This window comes from Streptomyces sp. NBC_01216 (genome assembly GCF_035994945.1).
Taxonomy (GTDB): Bacteria; Actinomycetota; Actinomycetes; order Streptomycetales; family Streptomycetaceae; genus Streptomyces.
On record NZ_CP108677.1, the window covers coordinates 4,804,493 to 4,828,765 of the forward strand.

Below are 24,273 nucleotides of genomic sequence, written 5' to 3' on the forward strand. Positions count from 1 at the left end.
GACATGATCGTTTCCTCGGTCGTGGCGGCGACACAGGGGACCTTGCCTGCCGCAGCCCTGCCCAACGGCCACGGCTGGGTGCCGCGGCCGCACCGGAGGAGGCGGAATGCACGAGGTGCGCGAGGACTTCGTCACGACGGACGACGGCGTGCGACTGCGCTATCTGGAGGCGGGCAGCGGTCCCGACATGCTCCTCGTCCCCGGCTGGTCGCAGACCGCCGCGCAGTGGAAGCACCAGATCTCCGACTTCGCCCGGACCCACCACGTCGTCGCGGTCGACCACCGCGGCCACGGCGGATCCGACAAGCCCGACCACGGATACCGGGTCGCCCGGCTGTCGACGGACCTCCACCAACTCATCCACCGACTGGACCTCACGGAGGTCGTCTGGGTCGCGCACTCCATGGGGTGCGCGCTGGCCTGGTCCTACTGGGACCTGTACGGCGGGGACCGTCTGGCCCGCCTGGTGCTGTTCGACGAACCCGCCGTGCTGCTCCGGCAGCCGTACTGGCCGGACGGCACGGCCGAACGTCTCGGCGCGTTGTACGGCCTCGGACAGATCGCCGACGTCGTCGCCGGGCTCCGCGACCCCCGTGCGGACGCCGAGGCCCTCAGCGCGGGATTCCTGGACGCCATGTGGACGCCCGCCGCCGAGGAGTCGGACCGCGCGTGGGTCGTCGCCCAGAACCTGCTCCTGCCCAGGGAGTACGCGGGCAGACTGCTGTTCGACAACGTCATGCAGGACTGGCGAGACGTACTGCCGAGGATCACGGTGCCGACCCTGGTCCTCGGCGGAGACGACAGCGTGATCCCGTCCGCCGCTGCCCGCGCGGTGGCGGCGGCCATCCCCGGAGCGTCGGTGCGCATCCTCCGGGAACGCTCCAGCCACTTCGCCTTCTGGGAGAACCCCGCCGCCTTCAACCAGGAGATCCGGTCCTTCCTCGACGCCGCTTCCGACGCCTTCCGCGCGACCGCCCGCGACACCGGCTGACACACCGCGGCGCCCGGGACCGCGACCTGAACCGGGAGCGGACCGGGACCGAAGCCGGGTGCCGACGGCGTGTCCGGCGGGCCCCGGTGCGGGGGCCGGGAGGCGCGTGCCCGGCCCCCGCACCGGGACGTGTCGGGATGCCGGGGCGCTCCGAGACATACGCCTTCCCGGCGGGCGGCCGGTCTCGGCCGTCCGACGGCCGTGCCGCGGCGGCCCGTAGGCTCGGACCCATGCAGCTCCGACTTCCCCGGTGGGCCGCGGTCACCGCCGCCCTGGCCGTGCTCGCCGGCGCCGGCACCTGGACGACCGTCGCCTCGGACGAACCCTCGCCCGTGGACCGCGTGGACCAGGTGATCGACGTGCCCGGGGCGCGGATCGACACCTCGTACTTCACCGGCGGGGGCGGCGGACGTCGCCCTGCCGTGCTGCTCGGGCACGGCTTCGGCGGGTCCAAGGACGACGTCCGCGCCCAGGCGGAGACACTCGCCCGCGACGGCTACGCCGTCCTGACCTGGTCCGCGCGCGGCTTCGGCGCCTCCACCGGACAGATCGGGCTCAACGACCCCGCGCACGAGGTCAAGGACGTCCGGAGACTCGTCGACTGGCTGGCGAAGCGCCCCGAGGTCCGGCTGGACAAGGACGGCGACCCGCGCGTCGGCGTCACCGGCGCGTCCTACGGCGGCGCGATCTCACTGCTCGCCGCCGGGTACGACCCGCGGGTCGACGCGATCGCACCGCAGATCACCTACTGGAACCTCTCCGACGCGCTCTTCCCGGACGGCGTCTTCAAGAAGCTCTGGGCCGGGATCTTCTTCTCGGCGGGCGCCGCGAGCGCGGACACCGCGGGTACCGGCCGGCAGCCCGAGGCCCCGGCTCGCCCCACCGGCCCGCAGCCCGGGGCACGGCAGCCCGGGGAACCGCGGTCGGCCACGCCCGGTTCGGCCGCTGGTTCCGCCGGGAACGCGTGTGGACGCTTCACGCCCGAACTGTGCGCCATGTACCAGCGCGTCGCCGTCGCGGGAAAGCCCGACGCCGCCGCCCGCGCCCTGCTCGAAGCGCGCAGCCCCTCCGCCGTCGGAGACCGCGTCAAGGTGCCCACCCTCATCGTCCAGGGCCAGTCCGACTCCCTCTTCCCGCTCTCGCACGCCGACGCCATGGCGCACACGATCGCCGCGCACGGCGCGCCCGTCGCCGTCGACTGGATCGCCGGCGGTCATGACGGCGGCAACCGTGAGAGCGACCGGGTCGAAGCCCGGATCGGAACCTGGTTCGACCGCTACCTGAAGGGCGACGAAACCGTCGACACCGGGCCCGCGTTCCGGGTCAGCCGCACCGGAGGAGTCGACTCCACCGACGGTCGCGCCACGCTGCGCGGGGCGACCTCCGACACCTATCCGGGGCTCTCCGCGGACGGCCGGACCGTCGCGCTCGGCCCGAGCGGCCCGGTCTCCTTCCGAAACCCGGCCGGCGCCACCCCACCCGGCGTCTCCGCCGTCCCCGGCCTCGGCGGCGGACTTCCCCAGCTCTCCTCTCTCGGCCTCGGCCTCTCCCTGGACTTCCCCGGCCAGTACGCCGCCTTCGACGCGGCACCGCTGGACCGGGCGCTGCGGATCACCGGCTCGCCCACGGTCCGTGTCAAGGTCACCTCCGACAGCGCCGACGGCTCCGCCGTCCTGTTCGCCAAGGTGTACGACGTCGCCGCCGACGGACGGCGTCAGGTGCTGCCCGCACAGCTCGTCGCCCCCGTACGGGTCGAGGACGCGCGCGAGGGCAGGACCGTGCGGCTGACGCTGCCCGCCGTCGACCACGAGATCGAGGCGGGCCACCGCCTGCGACTGGTGCTCGCCGCCACCGACCTCGGCTACGCCTCCCCGGTCGCCCCCGCCACCTACACGGTCGCGGTCGAGAGCGGACTGACCGTGCCGACCGCGCCCGCCGTCACCACTCAGACGGCCGGACTGCCCTGGTGGGTCGTGGGCCTGCCGCTCGCCGGTGCCGTGATCGCCGCCGCCCTGCTGCTCACCGCGCGGCGCCGGGCCGCCGCGCCCGCCCCGGACCCGGCACTCGCGCCCGTACCGCTCCTGATCTCCGGTCTCGGCAAGAAGTACGCGGGCGGTGACCGCTACAGCGTCCGGGACCTCTCCTTCCGCGTCGAGCAGGGCCAGGTGCTCGGTCTGCTCGGACCCAACGGGGCGGGGAAGACCACCACCCTGCGGATGCTGATGGGCCTGATCACCCCCGACGAGGGGGAGATCAGAGTCTTCGGCCAGGCGGTCCGGCCCGGTGCCCCCGTCCTCTCCCGGGTCGGCTCCTTCGTCGAGGGCGCCGGTTTCCTTCCACACCTGTCCGGGCGGGAGAACCTGGAGCTGTACTGGAAGGCCACCGGCCGCCCCGCCGAGGACGCGCACCTCGACGAAGCCCTGCGGATCGCGGACCTGGGCGGCGCGCTGGCGCGCGCCGTCCGGACGTACTCCCAGGGCATGCGGCAGCGGCTCGCGATCGCCCAGGCGATGCTCGGCCTGCCCGACCTGCTGATCCTCGACGAACCGACCAACGGGCTGGACCCGCCGCAGATCCGCGAGATGCGGGACGTCATGATCCGTTACGCGGCCTGCGGCCGGACCGTCATCGTCTCCAGCCATCTCCTCTCCGAGGTCGAGCAGTCCTGCACCCATCTCGTGGTCATGGACCGTGGGCGGCTCGTCCAGGCCGGACCGGTCGCGGAGATCATCGGCGCGGGCGACGTCCTGCTGGTGACCGTCGGCGACACCGTCCCCGGACCGCTCGTCGAGAAGATCGCCGCGCTGCCCGGCGTCGGCTCGGCGGAGCGCGCCGAAGGCGGCCTCCTGGTCCGCCTCGACGGGGCCGACGCGACGACCCTGATCGGCGAACTCGTCCGGCTGGACGTCCCCGTGACCGGTGTGGGACCGCACCGGCGCCTGGAGGACGCGTTCCTGACCCTGATCTCGGGAGGCTCGGCATGAGCACACCGCTCGACACCGCGCCCGGCTACCGTCCGCGGCACACCCTGCCGCTGCGCGTCGAGGCCGTACGGCAGCTCAAGCGCCGCCGCACCCTCGTCATGGGAGCGGTGCTCGCCGCCCTGCCGTTCGTCCTGATCATCGCGTTCGCCATCGGAGGCGGCCCGGATGGCAACGGCACCGGACGCATCACCCTGATGGACACGGCGACCGCGTCCGCCGCGAACTTCGCGGCCACCTGCCTCTTCGTCTCTGCCGGCTTCCTCCTCGTGATCCCGGTGGCGCTCTTCTGCGGAGACACCGTGGCCTCCGAGGCCGGCTGGTCCTCCCTGCGCTACCTCCTGGCCGCACCCGTGCCCCGGGCCCGGTTGCTGTGGTCCAAGCTCACCGTGGCACTCGCCTTCAGCGCCGCGTCGATGGTGCTGCTGCCTCTGGTCGCCCTGGCCGCGGGCACGGTCGCCTACGGGTGGGGACCACTGCGCCTGCCCACCGGCGGATCGCTGCCCGCCGGTGACTCCCTGCCCCGGCTGGGGCTGGCCGTCGCGTTCATCTTCGTCTCCCAACTGGTCACCGCAGGACTGGCGTTCTGGCTCTCCACCCGTACCGACGCCGCCCTGGGCGCGGTCGGCGGAGCGGTCGGCCTCACGATCGTCGGCAATGTCCTGGACGCCGTCACCGCGCTTGGCTCCTGGCGCGACTTCCTGCCCGCCCACTGGCAGTTCGCCTGGGCGGACGCACTCCAGCCGCAGCTGGAGTGGGGTGGCATGGCGAAGGGGGCGGCGATCTCGGTGACCTACGCGCTGGTCCTCTTCGCCCTGGCCTTCCGGGGGTTCGCCCGCAAGGACATCGTGTCGTAGGTCCCGTCACCCGGCCCGTCATCACAACCATCCTCTCCGAGCCGCTTCCGCACCCGCGCGGAAGCGGCTCGTCGTCCCCAGTGCCGCCAGCAACTCGCCGACCCGGCGGCTGTAGGTGCGGGCCGACATCCCCAGGCGGGTCGCGGCCGTCTCGTCCGTGAGTCCGGCCAGCAGGGCCTCCAGGACCGGGCGGAGCTGCGGGGACAGCTGCCCGGCCGGGGCGACGGCGTCGACCAGGTCCTGACCGGTGTCCCAACTGGCCCGGTGGGCGCGGACCAGGGCGTGGACGACCACCGGATCGCGGATCAGCAGCAGCCCGTTGTAGAGCAGCTCCAGGTCGAGCGGGACCGCCGCCACCGTGCGGTCCACCACGATCAGCTTGAACGGGATCGCGTCGGTGAGCCGGGCCCGGCCCCGGACCCGCTCCGCGCCCAGCACCTGGGGAAGGGCGTGCCGCGGCACGATCCGCCGGACCTCGCAGGCCCGCTCCGCCGCGGCCCGCATGCACGCTCCCGCCAACTCCAGGAACGGCTCGGGGATCGCGTGGCCCGCGGAGGCGGACGGATCGTCGAAGGTCAGCAGTTCGTGCCGTGTCGAGGCGGCCAGCGCCGCGAGCGCCGCGCTGACACGCCGCGCGCCGCGCACCGGTCTGCCCGGTGGCCGCTGGGCCTCCATCGCCCCACGGTTCAACGCCGAACGGGCGAGTAACACGGAGCCCGCGCTTTCTGCCACCGCTGACCACCCCCGCGATCGATGTGCCACTCCATGTACGCATGTGACTCCGTACTGTGACAACCCCTGCTGGGAAGGATGGCGAGTCCATGCCACGGCGGTGCGGACGGATCGCCTTCGCCGCATCCGGACGCTTCCGCGGCCCCTCCGCCCGCTCCCCCCGGCAGCCCCGGACGCCTCCTCCGCGGCGGGCGCGCCACCGAGGGAAGCGGAGATGAGGCGGCGTCACCGGTGGTTGTCCGCCGCCGAACGGGCCGCCGGAGGCCGCGTCCGACAGCCGTCGAACCGTCCCGCGGGCCGGAATCCCATGATCCGTACGGTGGTTGACCGACGTCCCTGGCGGCGCGGCCGTCACGCCCGCCACGATGGGGCCATGGCCACTCTGCTGCTCGCCCTGTCCGTCGCGTCCACCGGTCTCTACGCCGGCTTCATGCTGATCTTCCGCAGCGGGATCATGCCCGCCCTGGCACGTCTCGACGACGCGGGGTTCGTCGAGGCCATGCGGCGGATCAACGAGGAGGTGCCCGGGGTGGTCTTCCTCGTCGTCTTCCTGGGGGTCCCCGCCTTTCCGGCCGCCGCCCTCCTCGTGCCGGTGGACGGCCGCGACGGCGCCGGGACCCGCCTGATCCTCGCCGGCCTGGTCTGCGCCGTGCTGAACCATCTGGTCACCGTCGGCGGCAACATCCCGCTGAACCGGGCCCTGGCGGGGCCCCGGACCGGGGGCGACGACCCGGCCGTCGTCCGGGCCGCCTTCGAGCGGCGGTGGAACGGCTTCCACCTGGTGCGCACGCTGCTCGTCCTCGCGTCCTTCGGGCTGTTGACCGCCGCCATGGCGGTCTGACCAGGACCCGGCTCCCGCGGCCTGGTCCACGCGGCCTGGTCCACCCGGCACGCTCCGTCCCCGCCCGGTCGAATGTCGCGCGGCCGTCCGCCCGACGCGGTCCGCCGCCGTCCGCCCCGCGCGGGCGCCCGGGACCGTGGAAGGGCCGTCCGGGGCGGGAAAACCAGGGAGGGTCCGCGCGTCCGCCCGCGGCCGGGGCCGGTCCGCCTCCCTACGCGGGCAGTTCCGCCACCGTCGTGATCGCCGTGAAGAGCACCCGCTCGTCCTGGAGGCCCGTCACCCGGACGAGCCGGTCGGGGCTGCCCGGGTCGTCCACGGCCGGCTCGGTCTCGATCCAGCAGGTGCTGCCGAACTCGGCGTACCGGTGGAAGGCGGAGTCCATCGCCACCGGCAGCACGGGCCGGCCCGCGGGGACCCGGCGGTGGACCGCCTGGCGCGCCGCTTCCAGCAGGACCATGCCGGGGATGTGGTCGCCGGGGTGGTCGAAGAGGACCGGATGGCGCGTGTCCACCCGCAGCCGCCAGCGGTCCGCGTCCTCGGTCGGACTGAGAACCACGTCGGCGACGCGGTCCCGGCCGACCGTGAACGGTTCCACGGGGTCGGTCGGCGCCGGCGACGGGAGCGGCACGACGAGCCGGTCGGCCCGCAGCCGCCGGTAGACCTCGGGGCTGGTGCAGGTGTAGCCGGCGCTGCCCGTGGCGACCGTCCGGCCGTCCTCGGTGATGACGACCTCGTAGCGCAGTCCGGTCAGGCGTCCGGCCCGCCGCCGGACGTCGGAGCAGGTGACGTCCAGACGCAGTTCGGCGGGGGCGTCGCCGATGGCCAGCAGCCCCGGCTCCACCCGGTAGCTGAGCTCCCACATGAGGAACTGGTGGTCCAGGGGTACGTCGAAACCCATGTGCGCCAGGAGGGCTCCGACCTGACGTATCGTCTCCGCGGTCAGCATCGGGTCGTAGTGCGATCCGCCGACCGGGGTGAAGAAGGAGTGGCCACGCGGCCACTGGGCGCCGAGGGAGAAGCGGGTCTCGTCCGTGCAGGACCAGTCCGCGGTCAGGAACACCTCCGCGAGCGCGGCCCGGTGTACGTACTCGCGAGGTGCGGCCATGGTCAGCGGACGGAGGGCTCCGGCGGCCGCGATGCCGGTCGGAGCGGGCGACTGCAGCATGGAGACCCTCGATCAGGGGAACTGTTGATCAGTCATCGGACGATAAGCATCGCGCAAGATACGAACTCATGGGTCGGTTTCGCAAGGAGTTCCGCACGGGTTTGTCAGGTCGGCGCTGACCGGTCCGGCGGTTGCCGACGGAGCCGGAGGGGGCGGCGCCGACCGTCACAACGGCAGATGTCCGACTGTTGGGGCACCAGGGTTCACGACGGCGACGGGTTCGGGTATCTTCGCGCTGCCGGAAAATATGTACCGTCGGGTTTGTTTCTCGGGTGTCCGAGACGCCGGTCCGGGTGAACGCGCGAGCGCACGCGCGGTTCGACCTCCGCCGACCGGCCCCTCGTCGGCCGTCCCTGGGAGACATTCGTGGAACACCTGCGCCGGATATCCCTGGCCGCCGTCAACATCGACGGCGTCCTGCTGAACGACACCTTCAGCCCGGTCATCCACCACTTCGTCACCAGCCGTGGCGGGTACTACGACGCGGGGGTCGAGCGCGAGGTCTTCTCCCGGAACCGGCTGGCCGCGGCGGCGGCCCTCGGCGCCGCCGCCGGTCTCTCCTGGAGTCCGGAGGAGGTGCTCGCCGCGTACTTCGAGGAGCGTGCCGCGTATCTCTCCCGGCATCCGGTGCGCCCGCTCGACGGCGCCACCGCACTCCTCCACCGGTTGCGCGCGCTGGGTCTGCGGACGGTCTGCTACGGCGGTCTCGACAGGAGTCACTTCGACCGCCATCTGGGCGAGTGGAAGGAACTGTTCGACGGTCCGGGATACGTCTGCACCGACGCGTTCAGACCCGGTGTGCGCGAGATCATCGCGGAGTCCGGACTCCGCAACGACCAGGTCCTCTTCATCGACGACGTGGCCCGCGTCGGCGAGGCCGCCAGGGATCTGGACGTGCCGTTCGTCGGCCATCCCGGCGACTTCGCCCACGGATTCCAGGCTTCGCTGATGCGGGAGGCGGGTGTGCGCCATGTGGTGCGCTCGCTGGACGAGATCGACGAACCGTTGCTGCGGACCGTCGACGCCGAGGCCGCCGACGGCCGGCTCTGGGCCGTGTGAGCCGGCCGTGACGGACGGGCGCGGAACCAGTCGCGGCTCCGACGTCGTGTTCCCGCAGACCGGCGGCGCCCCACCAGGTGGCGTCGCCACTCGATCGCCGAGGGAGACCACCTTTCCATGAGTGCCGACCACCGACTGCCGACCGCCGAGGTCGCCCCGGTCGCCGCGACCGTGGCACGGACCGGCCACGGGACCGGTACGGGCAGGGGGGCCGGTCCGTACGGCGGCCGGGTGTCCGCCGGGAGCGGCGCCGGCCTTCCGGTGGACGATGGTTCCACGATGGTGTGAGCCGCGGGCCCGGCCTCATCATGAGAGGCGGAACGGTGGGCGGGTGCGTTCTTGTGCCCTCTGCACGTATCCGTCCATACTTGCTGTTTTCGACCGCGACGTGCGTGCAAGCGCGGAGCGAGCGCGAGGGCCCCGAGGGGCTTCGGGCGACGAGAGGGACGTGACCCCCCATGGCGAAGCAGGATCGCGCTATTCGCACGCGCCAGGCGATCTTGGAAGCGGCCGCCACCGTCTTCGACGAGCGTGGTTACGAAGCCGCGAAGCTCACCGACATCCTCCAGCTGGCCCAGGTCACCAAGGGTGCGCTCTACTTCCACTTCGACTCGAAGGAGGACCTCGCGCACGCGGTGATCGACGCCCAGGTCTCGGCCGCGCCGATGCCGATGCCCCAGGTCTCCAAGCTCCAGGAGTTCGTCGACGTCGGCATGGTCTTCGCGCACCGGCTGACCCGTGACGGACTACTGCGCGGCAGTGTGCGGCTCACCCTCGACCAGGGCGGCCACGAACTCAACCGCGGCGGGCCGTACCGGGAGTGGACGGAGCTGAGCCTGAGCATCCTCGACGAGGCCAAGGCGCGTGGCGAGCTGCTGCCGCACGCCGATCCGGCGGAGGTCGCACCACTCATCGTGGGCTCCTACGCCGGCCTGAACTTGATGACCCAGGCGCTGGGCCACAACCGTTCCGAGATGGACCGGTGGGCTTCCGTGCTCTACCGGCACGTGCTTCCCAGCATCGCGGTGCCCGCCGTCCTGGCCACCCTCGACATGGAGCCGGGGCGCGGCGCCCGCGCGCTGGCGGCCGCCGAATCGGCGGCCGGATAGCCCGCCGCGGGGTACCGGGTGTTTTCAGCCGCCTTATTCGTTGAAAACCATACCGACTTGCTGGTTTTCCTGGCGGAGGGTGCACGGCATGCCCGGTACCGGCGGGAACGCCCCCAGAGAAAGCGTACCCGGAGGTCGGAGTATGGCGTCCGCGGGGATGCTCCACCGTCGGCTTTGCCACAGCTTGTTGGAGGCATAGCGCGCCAATCCGGGCAAGCCGCCCGGATTCGGCCCTTGTGGATTCCGTACCCTCCGGTTTCTTATTGACATGCCTCCGGGTCTCTTTTCTAATCGACCAGGGTCATGCCGCGCACAGACACTGAGGGGGCAAAGTGGACGTCCGGATCCTGGGGGGATTCTCGGTGGCCGAGAACGGGGTGTCGATCACCCCGACCGCCGCCGCGCCCCGGCAGCTCCTCGCGCTGCTGGCGGCCCAGGCCGACCAGGTCGTGCCGGTGACCCTCCTCAGGGAGGAACTCTGGCCGTCCGGTGCTCCCCGCGGGGCGCGCGTCGAACTCCAGTCCCACATCCAGGACCTGCGCACCCTGATCGCCGCCGCGCTCGAGGGCGCCGAGCCGACGCCCGCCGCCGCCCCCGGCTGGCCGGAACGTCACACCGCCGAGGCGGTGCTCGTCTCGCTGCCCGGCGGCTACCGCCTCGACACCGGCGGCGGCTCCAACGACGCCCGGCAGTTCGAGCGGGCGGCCGGAGCCGGCTACCGGGCCATGGAGGCGGGCGACCTCCCGCGCGCGGTACGACGGCTCTCCGAGGCCCTCGCGCTGTGGCGCGGGACCCCGTACGCCGGAGTGGCCGCCGGGCCCCGGCTCCGCGGAGAGATCGAACGGCTGGAGACCTCACGTCTGAGCGTCCTCGACCAGTGGGCCGAAGCCCAGCTGGCCCTCGGACGCCACTTCGAGATCATCGCCGAACTCGCCGAACTGGTCGCCCAGTACCGCACCAACGAACCACTGCACGGCCAGTTCATGGTCGCGCTGCTGCGCTGCGGTCGGCAGGACGAGGCGCTCGAGGTCTACCAGCGGCTGTGCGAGGGCCTGAAACGCCGTACGGGCCGGGAGCCCTCGGCGCGGCTGCGCCGCCTCCAGCGCTCGATCCTCGCCATCCGCGACACGGCGCGGGTGGCCCGCCCGGTGTTCGTGCCCGCACCCTCCGCCCGGCCCCGGCTCCTGCCGGCCGGCCTCTCCCTGTAGGCGCGGCGTGCCCGCCGGAGCGGACCGGGACGGGGCGCGGCCCGCCCCGGCCGTACACGCGGAGCGGTCGGGCATGTCCGAGCGGCCCGCCCGCCCGCCCCCGCGACGGGCAGGCGCCCGAAGGCGTCCGGAGGAGATACTGCTCAATGCCCGGGAGGGGTCCCGCTCCGCGGTCGGGGGCCCCTCACACACCCGGGTCGGTGACCGGGCGCACGTCCGGGGTCACCACCGACCGCACCCCGGAACCCGACCGGTTCCGGCTGGAGCACGGGTGCCCCGAGCGGCACCCGGAACGTTCGACAACGGGGGTCGAGGCATGTCCTTGCGTGGCGTGGCCGACGGTACGAACGCGGGCGTGAGCGGCGCCGCCCGCGCGGCCGGCGGCGACGGGGAGTCCGGGGGCGCCGACGTGCTCGCGGTCCTGGAACTGCTCGCCCGGCAGGCCCCGCCGGACCGCATCGAAGCCCTGCTGCGCGAGGCCCGCCGCACGGGCACGTCCGGCACCGAACTCGCCCGGCTCGAAAGGGCCGTCCACCTCGCCACGGGCATCGGCGCCACGCTCGACCGCCGGGAGCAGCGCGAGGCGGGGTTCGCCGCTCTCGTCGACACCGCCCGCGACCTCACCCTGCCCTACGACCTGAACACCCTGCTCCGCGTCATCGCCCGCCGCGCGGCCCGCCTCCTCGGCTTCGACATGGCCTGCGTCAGCCTGCGCGACGCCCAGGGCTCCTCCGTCGTCCACACCGCCGAGGGCGGCCACACCGGCCTCGCCGACGGCCTGCGGATCCCCGACGACCACGGACTCGGCGCCCGGGCGCACGGCCGCGGCGAGCCCGTCTGGACCGCCGACTACGCCGCCGACGAACGCTTCCCGCACACCGGGGAACTCGACGCGCTCGTCCGGTCCGAGGGGCTGCGCGCCGTCCTGGCCGCCCCCCTGCGTGGCGGCGACACCACGGTCGGCGTCCTGTACGGGGCCGACCGCGCGGTCCGCCACTACACGCCCGACGAGACCGCCCTGATGTCCTCACTGGCCGACCTCGCCGCCGTCGCCATCGAGAAGGCCGGCCTGCTCGACCAGACGCGGGCCGAGGTCACCGAACTGGAGCTGGACAGCTCCCGCGCCCGTACCCGCCTCACCCGGATGCGACACGTCGGCGAGGCGCACAGCCGGATCATGAACCTGGTCCTGGCGGGCGGGGACCTGCGCAACGTGGCCACGGCCGCGGGCGACGCCCTCGACGGCACCGTGATGATCCGCGACCCCGGCGGCCGGAGCCTCGCCGCCTCCGGCGACATCCCCGGACTCGACGAGGACGCCGTCGCGAAGGCGTCCCTGGACGCGCACACCGGCCGCCGCCCGGTGCTCACCGGCGACAACACCTGGGTGGCACCGGTCATCGCGGGCTCCGAGGACCTCGGCGTGCTCGTCGTCCGGACCGCGACCGGACTGACCGGAGAGGACGAGCGGCTCCTCGAACTGGCCGCCCAGTCGGTGGCCTTCCTGGTCCTGATGCAGCGTTCCACCGCCGTCGCCGAAGGCCCCGTCCGGGACGAACTCCTCGACGACCTGCTCGCCGACACCCAGCATCCCCCGCAGCAGATCGTGCAGCGCGCCCGCCGCCTCGGGATCGACCTGCACGCACCGCACGTCCTGGTGGTGGCCCGGCCGGAGGGCGGCGAACAGGGGCGCGCCGTCGTGTGGGCGTCCTCCTACGCGTACCGCGTGTCCGGGCTCAAGACCGTCCAGGGCGGCTGCATCGTCCTGCTGCTGCCGGGCGAGGACCCCTCGGCGGCGGCACGGGCCGTGTCCGGTGAGCTGTCCCCCCTGCTCGGGCATCCCGTCTCGGTCGGCGCGGCCGGCCCGGGCAGGAGCCCCGACAGCGGCGCCCGAATGTACGCGGAGGCCCTGCGCTGCCTGGACGCGATGAGCGCGCTCGGCGGCGCCGGCTCCGCCGCGTCCGTGCGCGACCTGGGATTCCTGGGGCTTCTGCTCTCCGACGACCACGACGTGGACGGCTTCATCGAATCGGCGATCGGACCCGTACTGCACTACGACGCCGAGCGGTTCACCGACCTCACCCGCACCCTGGAGGCGTACTTCGCCTCCGGAGGCAGCCCCACGAACGCGGCGGAGGCACTGCACGTCCACCCCAACACGGTCTCACGCCGACTGGAACGCATCGGCGAACTCCTCGGCACACAGTGGCAGAAGCCCGGGCAGGTCCTGGAGGTCCAGCTGGCGCTGCGCCTCCAGCGCACCCGGGCCGTCCTGGCCGGGCAACGGGCCGGCGACGACAGGCTCTGAGGGCCTCGGACGGGACCGGGGCCACCCGGTCGGACGTCGGTGCGGGCGACGGCCGGTGCCATGGTGCGTACCGGCCGGACACCCCTGGGCCGCGTCCGGAAGGGAGCGGAGGGCCCAGGGGAGCCGGCCCGCCGACCCGGCCGTGGGGTGCCGGTCGGGGAGGCGGCCGGTCGTGGGGGACCGGCCGGGCGGAACCGGACGGCCCGTCAGCCCGCGGTCCGCGAGACGCACACCGCGTCCCAGTCCGTCGCCAGGACCGTCGCCGCGTGCGCCGCCGAGGCGAGCGTGATGTGGCGGTGCCAGCCGCGGAACGAGCGGCCCACGAAGTCCCGCAGGCCCGCCCCTTCCCCGACCTCGGTGAAGTCGCGCTCCACCCGACGGGTCAGCTTCGTCAGCCGCAGCAGCGAGCCGACCGTCGACCCCGGCACGTCGCTGATCCACGTCCGGGCCGGCGGCTGCCGCGGGTCGTCCCACTCGCCGAGCAGCATCAGCGGTCGCATCCGCTCTCCCGCGGGAGTCGGCAGCACCACCCGGACCGCCGTGGCCAGTGACGTCCGCGAGGCGCGGGTGCCGGCCGCGGAGTCCACCCAGCTCACCGGGCGGCGCAGACCCTTGAGCGACTCCAGGATGTGCTGGGCGGGCAACGGCCCGGCGCCGAATCCGGGCAGCGCCCGGTCCGCGATCGTCAGCCGGCACCCCGGGCCGATCCGGGCGACGACCGGCACCTCCGCCGCGGCCAGCCGGTTCAGCGCGGCCCGCCCCGCCCCGCCGCGGATGTCGAGCAGTACCGGCTTGCGCGTGACGCCCTGCCAGCGGGCGGTGTCCAGGGCCGCCGCGACCGCGCACTCCTCCTGCGTCTCCTGACGTGCCTCCTCCGGTACTTCCGCCCGGTCCCGCCGCGTCCGGTCCTGCACCCAGGGATCGGGCAGGAAGAGGCGCCAGTTGACCGGCACGCTCAGCTCCTCGGCGGCGAACCACACGCCGAACGCCCGCTGGCCGCGGAAGACCTGCCCCCGCTCGGGGTCGAAGCGCCGGTCGACGCCCACCGAGTGCTGCCCGGCCTTCGGTATCGGCATCGGCCGCACCACCCATGCCTGCGGGCAGCTGACCTGCTCCAGGAATCCGGCGAGCGCCGACCGCATCGGCCGCCAGTCCCAGGTGGAACTGGAGATGAAGTGGTGCAGGCTCTGCTCGGCGGCGGCCCCGCCGATGTGCGCGGCGATGTTGCGGATCGACTTGCGGCCCTGCGCGGTCAGCAGGCCGTGGAGGTACTGCGCGGCCTTCATCCGCTGGTCGCGGCGAGGGAATCCGGAGAAGAGCGTGGCGCACAGCTCGTCGTAGACGTCGTGGACGTCGTCGGACACCGTGCCGAGGTACGGCGCGCAGTGCGGTCCGTGCCCGGTGTGCCGCTGTGCCCCCGATGAGTTCGGAACGGGTCTGGGTGTGGTTGCGACGGTTGGACTCACGACACTCCTGCCTACGGTTTCGCAGCTCCCTCCAGCTGCCCCTCCACGGTCGCGCCTCAGCGGCCCCAGGACGAGGTGGACCCGGCACCGGTCTGGGCGCCCCGATGGTGGCCGGACCACCGGTGGGGCCTCCTTCGTCCCGCGCCACAGGCCGGGTGGGGGCCCGGCAGGGGGCGGAAGTGTGACCCGACCACCAGGCGTCGGGAACCGGCCACCCGCGAGTCGCCCACTCTTCTCGAAGCCGTGGGAGGGAGCTGACACACTCGGTGCGCCCCCTTTGACCGGGCCGCGGGCCGGGCCGACCATCGCAGGACGAGGCGGCACGGGCCGGCCCTGGTTAATGCCCCAGGCCAGAGGCCGTGCCTGGCCGCCTCGCTTCGCGTCCACAAGGTGCCGTCCCCCGCCCACGAACGACCCCGCGGGCGGGGCGGGAAGCGGCCCGCCCGCGCCGGCCCGCGCGGCCCCGTCCACGGCCGCGGTATTAGCCTGGGGAGATGGGACGTCGCGGGCAGCTTCCGTTCGTCGGGGTCGTCGCCGCGGGCGGAGCCCTCGGCGCCGCCGCCCGTTACGGAGCCATGCTGGCCTGGCCCACCCCGTCCGGGGCCTTCCCCTGGACCACGTTCACCGTGAACGCGGTCGGCTGCGCGGCGATCGGAGCGCTCGTCGTCCTGGTCACCGAGACCGGCACCACGGCCCACCCGCTCGTCCGGCCCTTCCTCGGCACCGGCGTCCTCGGCGGCTTCACGACCTTCTCCGCGTACGCCCTGGACACCCAGCGCCTGCTGAGCGCCGGGGAGACGGCCCGGGGCCTGGCGTACCTGGCGGCGACGGTCCCGGCGACACTGGCCGCGGTCTGGGCCGCGACCGCGGCCACCCGTGGAGCACTGGCGAGGAGAGCGGCATGACGCGACTGGCGGGCGAGGCCCTGCGGGTGACCATCCTGGTGGGTGAGAGCGACACCTGGCACCACCGGCCGCTCTACTCCGAGATCGTGCACCGCGCGCACGCGGCCGGACTCGCCGGAGCGTCCGTCTTCCGTGGCGTCGAGGGCTTTGGCGCGTCCTCGCTGATCCACACTTCCCGTCTCCTCTCACTCAGCGAGGACCTGCCGGTCGCGATCCTCATCGTCGACACCGAGCAGCGGGTACGGGCCTTCCTGCCGGAGCTGGACGAACTCGTGACCGAGGGGCTGGTCATCCTCGACGCCTGCGAGGTCATCCGCTACGCCGGCCGGGAGCGCACTTCTTGAACTGGCTCCTCGTCATGGCCGGCGCGGCCGTCGGCGCGCCCCTGCGCTATCTGACGGACCGTGCCGTTCAGTCGCGCCACGACTCCGTCTTTCCCTGGGGCACGTTCACGGTGAACATCGCCGGCTCCCTCGCCCTCGGCCTCCTCACCGGCGTGTCCGCCACACACCCGCAGCTGCTGCTCGGCACCGGCCTGTGCGGGGCGCTGACGACGTACTCGACCTTCTCCTACGAGACGCTGAAGCTCTACGAGAGCGGGGCGCGCGGGTACGCGGCGGCCAACGTCGCGGGGACCGTCACGGCCGGCCTCGGCGCCGTCTGGCTCGGAGTCGAGGTGGCGGGTCTGCTGTGAAGGCTCCGCCCGGGGCCGTTCGGTGACAGTCCGCTCCCCACGATCTCCCGAGAGAGCCGTCCGCCGCCACGGCACGGCCTGGCACGGCCTGGCACGGCACGGTCTGGCGGGCGGCGCGGGGAGCCACCGGGCTTCGCCCTCGCGGGGCGGACCGGACACCCGGCGGGCGGAGCGCGTGCTCAGAGCGTCACGAGTGTCGTCTCCGTCGCCTTCACCCCGGCCCACACGGGGGTGCCCTCGGCGAGGCCCAGCTCGGCCGCGGCCTGCGGGGTGATCTCCGCGACGAGGTCGGGCGTCTCCTCCGAGGTCACCAGGACGCGCAGCCGGCTGCCGCTGGCGGTGATCTCCCGCACCGTGCCGTGCCAGACGTTGCGGGGACTGCCACCGGGCTTCTCGCGGTGGAGCGAGACGGCCTCGGGAGCGATGACCGCGAGGGCGTCCGTGCCCGGCGGCAGCGGGTCGGCGGTGACGAGCCTGCCACCGCCCGCCAAGGCCAGACCCTCGGCGGTGGCGGTGCCCGGCCAGGCGTTGCGGCCCAGCATGCGGGCCACCCACGGGGAGCGCGGATGGCGGCTGACCTCGGCCGGCGAGGCGTCCTGCAGGGCGCGCCCCTCGTCGAGGACGAGGACGCGGTCGGCGAGGGAGACGGCCTCGACGGGGTCGTGCGTGACGATCAGACAGACACCGCCGAAACCCCCGAGGTGGCCGCGCAGGGTGTGACGCACCTGCGCGCGGGTGGTCTGGTCGAGCGCGGCGAGCGGCTCGTCGAGGACGAGCAGCCGGGGACGCGCCGCCAGCGCGCGGGCCAGCGCGACGCGCTGGGCCTGCCCGCCGGAGAGCTGGGTGGGGCGGCGGTGGGCGAGGTGACCGACACCGAGCCGGTCGAGCCACGCCTGCGCGGTCCGGCGGGCCTCGCCGCGGCGGACGCCCCGTGCCCGCAGCCCGTACGCGGTGTTCGCCAGCGCGGTCAGATGCGGGAAGAGCGCCCCGTCCTGCGGAACCCAGGCCACACGACGGCGGTGCGGGGGCAGGCCGGTGACGTCCACGTCGCCGAGCCGGAGGAGGGCGTGGGCCCGCGGGGTGAGGCCGAGCAGGGCGCGCAGCAGCGTCGTCTTGCCGGCGCCGTTCGGGCCGACGACGGCGATGGTGGTGCCCGGCTCGGCGTCCAGGGTGAGTCGCGTGAAACCGGTGACCTCGGCGTGCAGCGGCCAGCGTGCCTCGGACGCGGCCGGCTCCGGCCGCCCGCCGTGCGCTTCCCCGCCCCCCTCATACGGACCGGGCGAGGCGGGGCCCCGGGAGGGGGTGGCGCCCGGTGAGTGGACGGGGCCCGGGGGAGCGAGGGGGTCCGTGGCCCCCGTGTCGGCCGGGGTCGCCGGACGGCGCGCGCCCCCGGCCGGGGTGCCCGTCCAGCGGCCGCGCAGCGCCACGAGCACGGCCATGGCGATGGCCAGCAGCAGCAGGGAGACGGACGTGGCCGCCTCCGGCTCCTCCTGGAGCAGCAGGTAGACCTGGAGTGGCAGCGTCTGGGTGGTGCCGGGCAGATTGCCCGCGAAGGTGATCGTGGCGCCGAACTCGCCCAGGGCGCGGGCCCAGGTCAGTGCCGCGCCCGCGAACAGGCCGGGCGCGACCATCGGCAGCGTGACGGTGAGGAAGACGCGGACCGGGGAGGCGCCGAGCGAGGCCGCCGTCTCCTCGTAGCGGGGACTCAGCCCGCCGAGCGCGCCTTCGAGGCTGATGACGAGGAAGGGCATCGCCACGAAGGTCGCCGCGAGCACAGCGCCGGAGGTGTGGAACGGCAGCGTGATACCGAAGGTGGACTCCAGCCAGGGGCCGAGCAGCCCGCGCCGGCCGAACGCCAGGAGCAGCGCCACGCCGCCGACGGTCGGCGGCAGCACCATCGGCAGGAGGACGAGAGCGCGGACGACCGTCTTGCCCGGGAAGGGCACCCGGGCGAGCAGCCAGGCCAGCGGCACGCCCAGCAGCAGCGACAGGCCGAGTGCCCAGAACGAGACCAGCAGGGACAGGCGCAGCGCCCGTGTCGTCCCCGGCGCGCCGAGATGAGTGGCCAGTTCGCCCCACGAGGTCCGTACGAGGACGCCGATCAGGGGGAGCAGCAGGAGGGCCACGCCCACGAAGGCCGGGATCGCCAGGATCAGGGGCGCACGGGTGCCGGGGGCGCGAACGCCTGCTCGTTTCATGGGTGTTCCCTGCGGAGTTCCGGGAGGAGGAAGCGTGGGGGGCGGTCCGTCGCTCGGGACAGGCGTCCCCGCGGTGTCCGTCGCCGCACCGGCGACGGGCCGGGCTACGGCTGCTGGAAGCCGGCGTCCCGCAGGATCTTCTGCGCCTGCGGCGATGACAACCAGGCCACGAAGTCGGCCGCCGCCTCGGCGTTCCGGGACTGTTTGAGCGTAGCGGCCGGGTAGGCGGTGACGGCGTTCTGCGCGTCCGGGATCTCCACGGCGTCGACCTTGTCGGCGGCCGTGACGGCGTCCGTCCGGTAGACGAGGCCGGCGTCGGCCTCGCCGAGTGCCACCTTGCTGAGCACCGCGCGGACGTTCGGCTCCTGGGAGACCGGCTTCACCGTGATACGCCGGGCGTCGAGGATCTTCTCGCCGTACTTGCCGACAGGGACCTCGGGCGCGGCGAGGACGACCTTCAGCTTCGGGTCGGCGAGGTCCGTCAGCGCGTCGACCCGGTGCGGGTTGCCCTCGCCCGTCGCGATGACGAGCCGGTTCCTGGCGATGACGCTCGGAGTGCCGGTGTCCGCGCTCACCTTGTCCATGGTCCGGGTGTCGGCGGTGACCAGCGCGTCCGCCGGGGCACCCTGCGCGACCTGTGCGGCGAGCTCCTGGGAGCCGGCGAACGAGAAGGTGACCGTGGTGCCGGGGCGCGCCTTCTCGTACGCGGCGCCCGCGGTCTCGAACACGTCGGTCAGCGACGCGGCGGCGAGCACGGTCAGCCGGACCGAGGGCTCCCCGCCCGCCGACGCCTGGCCGCCGGTGTCCTTCGCGACGTCGTCGCCGCAGCCGGCGAGCGGTACGACCAGCGCCGCGGTCACGATGGCGATGGCACGGCGGCCGGTGAGGGTGCGTCGCGTGAGGGACATGAGGGTCGGACTCCTTGGAGGACACGGCCGGCGGGACGCCGTCCGTCGCGGATGGTGTAGAGCCGCGTCGGTGACGGGCGCCGCCGCTCGTGGTGCTGAGAAGTCAGGCGCGGTCGATGTGCACGCTGGTCGACTTCACACGGGCGGTGGCCTGCATACCGACTTCGAGCCCGAGTTCCTCCACGGCCTCACGGGTGAGGAGCGAGACGAGACGGTGCGGCCCGGCCTGGATCTCGACCTGGGCCGCGACGTCGCCGAGCTTGATCGCGGTGACGATGCCCGGGAAGGCGTTGCGCGCCGAGGTGTAGGCCACCTCCTCGGTGCCGCTCTGCGCGATCTCCACCGAGAAGGCGGCCAGCGCCCGGCCGTCGATCAGGCGGCGCCCGGTCTCGTCGCGATGGGTGGCGACCCGGCCGGCGTCCGCCCAGCGCCGAGCGGTATCGGGACTGACGCCCAGCAGACGCGCCGCCTGGCCGATCGTGTAGGACTGCATGTGCGCCACCGTAGAGCTCTGAGCCTGGCATCTGCAATAAGTCTGTGGGACTCGCCGTCGCGTATGCGGACGGACCTGTAGGAACGGACGAGGGGACGGCGCCGGATGTTCCCGCACGGGGTTCCGGACCCGGTGCGACCCGCTGCCGGAGTCGCACCCGCGCGCGTACGACCCGCGCGGCCGGGTAGCCGGTCCATAGAGGGCGGACCCGTCCACGGCGCGGAGGAGACCGGAGCCGACCCGTCCACGGCACCACCACCGGGGCGGTGCGGACGCCCGGAAACCCCGGGAACACACCGTGCGAACACACCGTGCGCTGAGCCGGAAACCGGACGACACGCGGACCGGGAAACCGGACCGTACGGCATGTCCTTGCCGGTGCGGAGGGCGCCGCTGCCGGAACCTGGACCCAGGACCCGAAACACGAGGCCCGGGAACCGGGAAAGCCCGGCGACCGGCGGCACGCCGGGACCGCGCGCGCCGACCGCCGGAACCGGCGCTCCCGGCCGCGGCCTCCGCTTCGGCGTGACCTGAGCGAGAAGGGGAATTCCCGATGAACACCAGCGAGGACACCCGTCGAGTGGTCGTGGGCGTGGACGGCTCACCGGCGTCGCGCGAGGCGCTGCGATGGGCGCTGCGGCACGCGCGGCTGACCGGGGCGACCGTGACGGCGGTGGGGATCTACGACGTGCCCGGGGCGACGGCCTGGTCCGCGCCGGCCGTGGACGCCGCGTTCGACGAGGAACAGGCCCGTGAGGCCCTCACCGAGGAACTCGGCTCGGTACTCGCACCGGGCGACGACGTACCACCCGTCGAGCACCATCTGGTCCGGGGCAACCCGGCCAAGGTGCTGATCGAAGCTGCGGCCGGTGCCGAACTGCTCGTCGTCGGCAGTCGGGGACGGGGCGGCTTCGCCAGCCTGCTTCTCGGATCGGTCAGCCAGCAGTGCGCCATGCACGCGCCCTGCCCCGTGGTCATCGTGCGCTCGGAGACCGCAGGTGACGCTCCGGGCTCGGAGAAGGCAGGCTCATCATGAACGCGACGGCACCGTTCGTCCTCGTCTCGGACGGTCACCTCCTCTTTCCCGCCGACGAGGTGACCGGCCTCCTGCGGCACATAGCGGCGGACTGGCGCGAGGCCGTCGGCACACCTGACTCGGGACTCGACCCGGAGACCACCCTGGTCCTCGCCGGCACACTGGCGCAGCTCGCGGACAAGGTCGACGCGGAGTGCATCGGGCTCATGCCGGCCGGAGACGAACAGGCCGGCCGCAGCGACGAGCCCGGTTCGCCACGGGGCTGAGCGAGCCACTGGGCCGACGGAGCGGGGCGCCGGGGGAGGCGTTTCCCGGTCGGTCCCGCCACCGGGCGCCGGAACTCCGACGAGGAGCCGCACAAGCGCGGGCTGATGGTGGACGGCATACGCCCCCTCGGGCGCCGGACGGTCCGGGTTCCGACAGGCGCACGGGGTCTTCGGCGGATTCGGCGCGAACTGCGGATCCTGTCGGGGCGGACAGGGCACCAGCGGCAGTGGGACGTCCAGCCGTGCGGCTTCGGAGAGGGAAGACCGGAAGATCCCCCGCGAGGACGCGAGTGTCGTGCAGCGCGTCATGAGCGCTGGTCCGCGGGACGCCGTAGTGAGCGGCCAGTGACGTCAGGCTCAGGTCGGCGGCGGGCGGTTCCTCACGCCGGTTCAGGGCCAGGGTGCACAGGCGCTGGGTGACGGGGAGACAGGGCCGGGCGCGGGCGAACTCATGGGCCAGGAAGTCGTAGTCGAACTGTGCGTTGTGGGCCACCATGACGCGGTCCTGCAGGAGCGCTGCGATCCGTCCGGCTACTTGCTCGAAGGTCGGGGCGCCACTCAGCCGTTCCGCGGTCAGGCCGTGGACGGGCATGGGGCCGGGGTCGCAGCCTGGGCAGCAGGGTGGAGTACTCGCCGGTCTGGATCCCGTCCGGTCCGAAGGTCAGCACCGCGATCGAGAGGCCGTGGTCACGCCGCGCGATGAGGCCGGACGTCTCGACGTCGACCAGAGCCCGGTCGTTCGCGTAGTCGGGCAGGTGTGACACGTCGAGCGCGGCGGCGAAGGGCATGACAGTAGGGATGATGCGGACACGATCCCGGCTTCAACCCGAATGCCGATTTGCCCCCCGCGGTCCTACCGAGAGACCGTCCCCAAACTCGGGGCCGTTTTCGGGTAGAACGGTCGGCGGAGACCGCCTCTGGCACAAAGACCCTCCCGAAGAAGAGTCCTTGTGCCGTGGAGCGCCCCCGGCAGGACTCGAACCTGCGGCCAAGTCCTCAATGGCGGTCGTGTCCACAGGTATCCCAATGTAGCGCGATCAAGAGGAGTTTGACCGGCACTGGCCGGTGGCATACACGATGTGCCGATAGTTCCTCCGGGGCAAGCGGAGCCTCGGCGGGGGCCACTAGCAAAGGGGGGTGGTCATGTCGGTCGATCCAGGCAGCATGACGCCAGACGAATACCAGGCGTTCAGCGACAAGACGCTCGCGGACGCGGAGGAGTTCTACGACCGCCAGGACGCCTTTCAGGCGCAGTCCGGCCCGTCCATGGACACGGACACCGCCGCGGGCACCGATTTCCCGACGGCCGACCACGACGACTCCGACGAGTCCAACTCCACCGCCTACGACCCGTCCAACGACGTCGACGACACGGACGACATGGACGACATGGACGACGACCTCTTCTGAGGTCCGGGGCTTCACCACTTTCCCACTCACCGCGTGCCGCAGGCCCTGCCGGGCTTGGTGCTGCCCGCACGGCTGCGGCAATGGCAAGGACTGGAGTCTCATGGCAGTGAAGACGATCGAGGAAGCGGACCGGAAGGCCCGGAACATGGTGCACGGCTGGTGCGCGGCGGCCACGGCCGTGAGCTGGGTGCCGGGCAGCACGTTCGTGCTCGGCATGGCGGACATGAAGATGGTGAACGACGTCGCCAAGGTCTACCGGGTGCAGTCGTTCAGCATCGAAGGGGTCAGTGCGGCCATCGGTGGGGCCGTGGCCGGGCGTGGCGCGTCGGAAGCCGCGCTGGTGTGGTTTCCCGTCGTGGGCTGGGGCATCAAGGCACTGATCGCGGGAGGGGTCACCAAGGCGGTCGGGGAGGTCGTGATCAGCTACATGCGCGAGCGGTCGCCACTGACCGTCTAGGTCCTGTCTGAAGTCCAGATCACGAATGTGTGGGATCGCCTGCGCGCGACGGGGTGTCCTTGGTAGTCAAGTGGCCATGGCGCGAGGCGATCTCACCGACGAGCAGTGGTCCCTGATTGAGCCCCATCTCCCGATCGCCGCGGTCGGGCCTATCCCCGACCTGCGGAAATACTTCAACGCGGCGATGTGGCGCTTTCGGACCGGCAGCCCGTGGCGCGACCTGCCGGAGGAGTTCGGCCCCTGGCAGAGTTCCTACGACCGCTTCCAGGTCTGGGCGAAGCAGGGCATCTTCCAGAATCTGATGGAGATGGTGATCGCGGAAGCTGCCGCCCGCGACCAGGTCGACCTGGGGCTGGTCAGCGTGGACTCGGCGACAGCACGGGCACACCACCATGCCGCCGGGATGATCCTGGATCCGGAGCAGCTGGCAGCCCTGGAGGCGGCTGTCGAGGCCGAAAAGGGGTTTGGTGGAAGGACAACAGCCGCAAGACCGGCAGGAAGAGGACCCCGCCCGCGAGGAGCGACGCCGGGTTCGCCGACGGTACCGGATCCGCTTGACCGCCGCTGACCTGGGGCGTTCGAGGGGTGGGCTGACCAGCAAGATTCATCTGGCGGCTGACCGGCGCTGCCGTCCGCTGGCGTTCGTGCTCACGCCCGGGCAGTGCGGTGACAGTCCGCAGTTCGTCCCGGTGCTGGAGAAGGTGAAGGTCCGCGGGCCGGTCGGGCGCCCGAGGACCCGGCCGGACGCCATAGCCGGCGACAAGGCGTACTCGTCCCGCAGCAACCGTGCTCACCTGCGCAAACGCAACATCAAGGCCGTCATCCCGGAGAAGAAGGACCAGGCCGCCAACCGGAAGAAGAAAGGCCGCAAGGGAGGCCGCCCCGTCAGCCACGACTCCGCGCTCTACAAGGAGAGAAACACCGTCGAGCGGTGCATCAACCGTCTCCGAAACTGGCGGGGCATCGCCACCCGCTACGACAAGACCCCAACCAGCTACGAAGCCGGACTGCACCTGTGCGGTGCGATGCTCTGGCTCCGCAGCATCACACCGCCCTCATGATCCGAACTTCAGACAGGACCTAGTACCTCACACGGCCGTCCCCCTGGACGCGGACATGGAGATAGGAGCCGGTAGGCTTCTTCACCTGGAAAGCGCCTCTGGATTCAGTGGGAACAAGGACCTAGCCT

General features: G+C 72.9%; 22 protein-coding genes and 2 pseudogenes. 17 read left to right on the forward strand and 7 right to left on the reverse strand.

Annotated features, from left to right (window positions below):
* The first annotated feature begins 106 nt into the window (after positions 1-106).
* The 3 genes from OG393_RS21435 (at position 107) to OG393_RS21445 (ending at position 4,829) form a co-directional block, all read left to right on the forward strand.
* Entirely contained in the window at positions 107-991 is an 885-nt protein-coding gene (locus OG393_RS21435) for an alpha/beta fold hydrolase (RefSeq protein WP_327376294.1), read from the forward strand.
* A 230-nt stretch (positions 992-1,221) separates the two neighbouring features.
* The gene (locus OG393_RS21440) at positions 1,222-3,975 is read left to right on the forward strand and encodes an alpha/beta fold hydrolase (RefSeq protein ID WP_327376295.1); all 2,754 of its coding nucleotides are present in this window, start codon (positions 1,222-1,224) and stop codon (positions 3,973-3,975) included.
* Entirely contained in the window at positions 3,972-4,829 is an 858-nt protein-coding gene (locus OG393_RS21445; protein WP_327376296.1) for an ABC transporter permease, read from the forward strand. Before OG393_RS21440 ends, OG393_RS21445 begins: the two co-directional genes overlap by 4 nt.
* A gap of 21 nt (positions 4,830-4,850) precedes the next feature.
* Here the strand turns inward: OG393_RS21445 and OG393_RS21450 are convergent, their stop codons facing one another.
* Positions 4,851-5,504: a helix-turn-helix transcriptional regulator gene (locus OG393_RS21450; RefSeq protein WP_327376297.1), complete on the reverse strand. Its 654-nt coding sequence runs from the start codon at positions 5,502-5,504 to the stop codon at positions 4,851-4,853.
* A gap of 430 nt (positions 5,505-5,934) precedes the next feature.
* Here OG393_RS21450 and OG393_RS21455 point away from each other — a divergent pair, with 430 nt between their 5' ends.
* Positions 5,935-6,402 carry an anthrone oxygenase family protein gene (locus OG393_RS21455; protein ID WP_327376298.1) on the forward strand — a complete coding sequence of 156 codons (468 nt, stop codon included), beginning with the start codon at positions 5,935-5,937 and terminating at the stop codon, positions 6,400-6,402.
* Between the two features lie 211 nt (positions 6,403-6,613).
* Here the strand turns inward: OG393_RS21455 and OG393_RS21460 are convergent, their stop codons facing one another.
* Positions 6,614-7,567, reverse strand: coding sequence for a ScbA/BarX family gamma-butyrolactone biosynthesis protein (locus tag OG393_RS21460; RefSeq protein WP_327376299.1), 954 nt, complete (start codon positions 7,565-7,567; stop codon positions 6,614-6,616).
* Positions 7,568-7,933: 366 nt separating this feature from the next.
* On the opposite strand from OG393_RS21460, the gene OG393_RS21465 reads away from it, so the two are divergent.
* The 5 genes from OG393_RS21465 to OG393_RS21485 all read left to right on the forward strand — a co-directional run bounded on the left by OG393_RS21465 (position 7,934) and on the right by OG393_RS21485 (position 13,251).
* Positions 7,934-8,626 (forward strand): HAD family phosphatase, encoded by a 693-nt coding sequence (locus OG393_RS21465; RefSeq protein ID WP_327376300.1) that lies wholly within the window; start codon positions 7,934-7,936, stop codon positions 8,624-8,626.
* Between the two features lie 117 nt (positions 8,627-8,743).
* Entirely contained in the window at positions 8,744-8,914 is a 171-nt protein-coding gene (locus OG393_RS21470; protein ID WP_327376301.1) for a hypothetical protein, read from the forward strand.
* 170 nt (positions 8,915-9,084) lie between these two features.
* Positions 9,085-9,735, forward strand: a complete 651-nt coding sequence (locus OG393_RS21475) for a ScbR family autoregulator-binding transcription factor (protein WP_327376302.1) — start codon at positions 9,085-9,087, stop codon at positions 9,733-9,735.
* Between the two features lie 332 nt (positions 9,736-10,067).
* Positions 10,068-10,943 (forward strand): AfsR/SARP family transcriptional regulator, encoded by an 876-nt coding sequence (locus OG393_RS21480; protein WP_327376303.1) that lies wholly within the window; start codon positions 10,068-10,070, stop codon positions 10,941-10,943.
* Between the two features lie 355 nt (positions 10,944-11,298).
* Positions 11,299-13,251, forward strand: a complete 1,953-nt coding sequence (locus OG393_RS21485) for a helix-turn-helix domain-containing protein (RefSeq protein WP_327376304.1) — start codon at positions 11,299-11,301, stop codon at positions 13,249-13,251.
* 206 nt (positions 13,252-13,457) lie between these two features.
* Here the strand turns inward: OG393_RS21485 and OG393_RS21490 are convergent, their stop codons facing one another.
* Positions 13,458-14,615: an IS701 family transposase gene (locus OG393_RS21490; RefSeq protein WP_327376305.1), complete on the reverse strand. Its 1,158-nt coding sequence runs from the start codon at positions 14,613-14,615 to the stop codon at positions 13,458-13,460.
* Between the two features lie 596 nt (positions 14,616-15,211).
* On the opposite strand from OG393_RS21490, the gene OG393_RS21495 reads away from it, so the two are divergent.
* Genes OG393_RS21495 through crcB form a run of 3 tightly spaced genes read left to right on the forward strand, consistent with a single transcriptional unit; the run spans position 15,212 to position 16,316 of the window.
* Entirely contained in the window at positions 15,212-15,622 is a 411-nt protein-coding gene (locus OG393_RS21495) for a FluC/FEX family fluoride channel (protein ID WP_327376306.1), read from the forward strand.
* A complete protein-coding gene (locus tag OG393_RS21500; RefSeq protein WP_327376307.1) occupies positions 15,619-15,966 on the forward strand; it encodes a DUF190 domain-containing protein in 348 nt (115 codons plus the stop codon). Before OG393_RS21495 ends, OG393_RS21500 begins: the two co-directional genes overlap by 4 nt.
* A complete protein-coding gene (gene crcB / locus OG393_RS21505) occupies positions 15,963-16,316 on the forward strand; it encodes a fluoride efflux transporter CrcB (protein ID WP_327376308.1) in 354 nt (117 codons plus the stop codon). The genes OG393_RS21500 and crcB overlap by 4 nt, the downstream gene beginning before the upstream one ends.
* Before the next feature lie 179 nt (positions 16,317-16,495).
* Here the strand turns inward: crcB and OG393_RS21510 are convergent, their stop codons facing one another.
* The 3 genes from OG393_RS21510 to OG393_RS21520 form a co-directional block, all read right to left on the reverse strand.
* Complete coding sequence (locus OG393_RS21510) at positions 16,496-18,514, reverse strand: ABC transporter permease (RefSeq protein ID WP_327376309.1); 2,019 nt, start codon at positions 18,512-18,514, stop codon at positions 16,496-16,498.
* 104 nt (positions 18,515-18,618) lie between these two features.
* Positions 18,619-19,422, reverse strand: coding sequence for a molybdate ABC transporter substrate-binding protein (modA, locus tag OG393_RS21515; protein WP_327376310.1), 804 nt, complete (start codon positions 19,420-19,422; stop codon positions 18,619-18,621).
* 103 nt (positions 19,423-19,525) lie between these two features.
* The gene (locus tag OG393_RS21520; RefSeq protein ID WP_327376311.1) at positions 19,526-19,915 is read right to left on the reverse strand and encodes a TOBE domain-containing protein; all 390 of its coding nucleotides are present in this window, start codon (positions 19,913-19,915) and stop codon (positions 19,526-19,528) included.
* Positions 19,916-20,468: 553 nt separating this feature from the next.
* Here OG393_RS21520 and OG393_RS21525 point away from each other — a divergent pair.
* A complete protein-coding gene (locus OG393_RS21525) occupies positions 20,469-20,951 on the forward strand; it encodes a universal stress protein (RefSeq protein WP_327376312.1) in 483 nt (160 codons plus the stop codon).
* Complete coding sequence (locus OG393_RS21530) at positions 20,948-21,217, forward strand: DUF6213 family protein (protein WP_327376313.1); 270 nt, start codon at positions 20,948-20,950, stop codon at positions 21,215-21,217. Before OG393_RS21525 ends, OG393_RS21530 begins: the two co-directional genes overlap by 4 nt.
* Before the next feature lie 123 nt (positions 21,218-21,340).
* On the opposite strand, the pseudogene OG393_RS21535 reads toward OG393_RS21530, so the two are convergent.
* Positions 21,341-22,005: pseudogene (locus tag OG393_RS21535) on the reverse strand (exonuclease domain-containing protein); the annotation flags it as partial.
* 376 nt (positions 22,006-22,381) lie between these two features.
* On the opposite strand from OG393_RS21535, the gene OG393_RS21540 reads away from it, so the two are divergent.
* From OG393_RS21540 to OG393_RS21550, 3 genes and pseudogenes are all read left to right on the forward strand, one after another.
* Positions 22,382-22,627 (forward strand): hypothetical protein, encoded by a 246-nt coding sequence (locus OG393_RS21540; RefSeq protein ID WP_327376314.1) that lies wholly within the window; start codon positions 22,382-22,384, stop codon positions 22,625-22,627.
* A gap of 100 nt (positions 22,628-22,727) precedes the next feature.
* Positions 22,728-23,084 carry a hypothetical protein gene (locus OG393_RS21545; RefSeq protein ID WP_327376315.1) on the forward strand — a complete coding sequence of 119 codons (357 nt, stop codon included), beginning with the start codon at positions 22,728-22,730 and terminating at the stop codon, positions 23,082-23,084.
* A 76-nt stretch (positions 23,085-23,160) separates the two neighbouring features.
* Positions 23,161-24,145 (forward strand): annotated as a pseudogene (locus tag OG393_RS21550) (IS5 family transposase).
* Positions 24,146-24,273 lie beyond the last annotated feature (128 nt).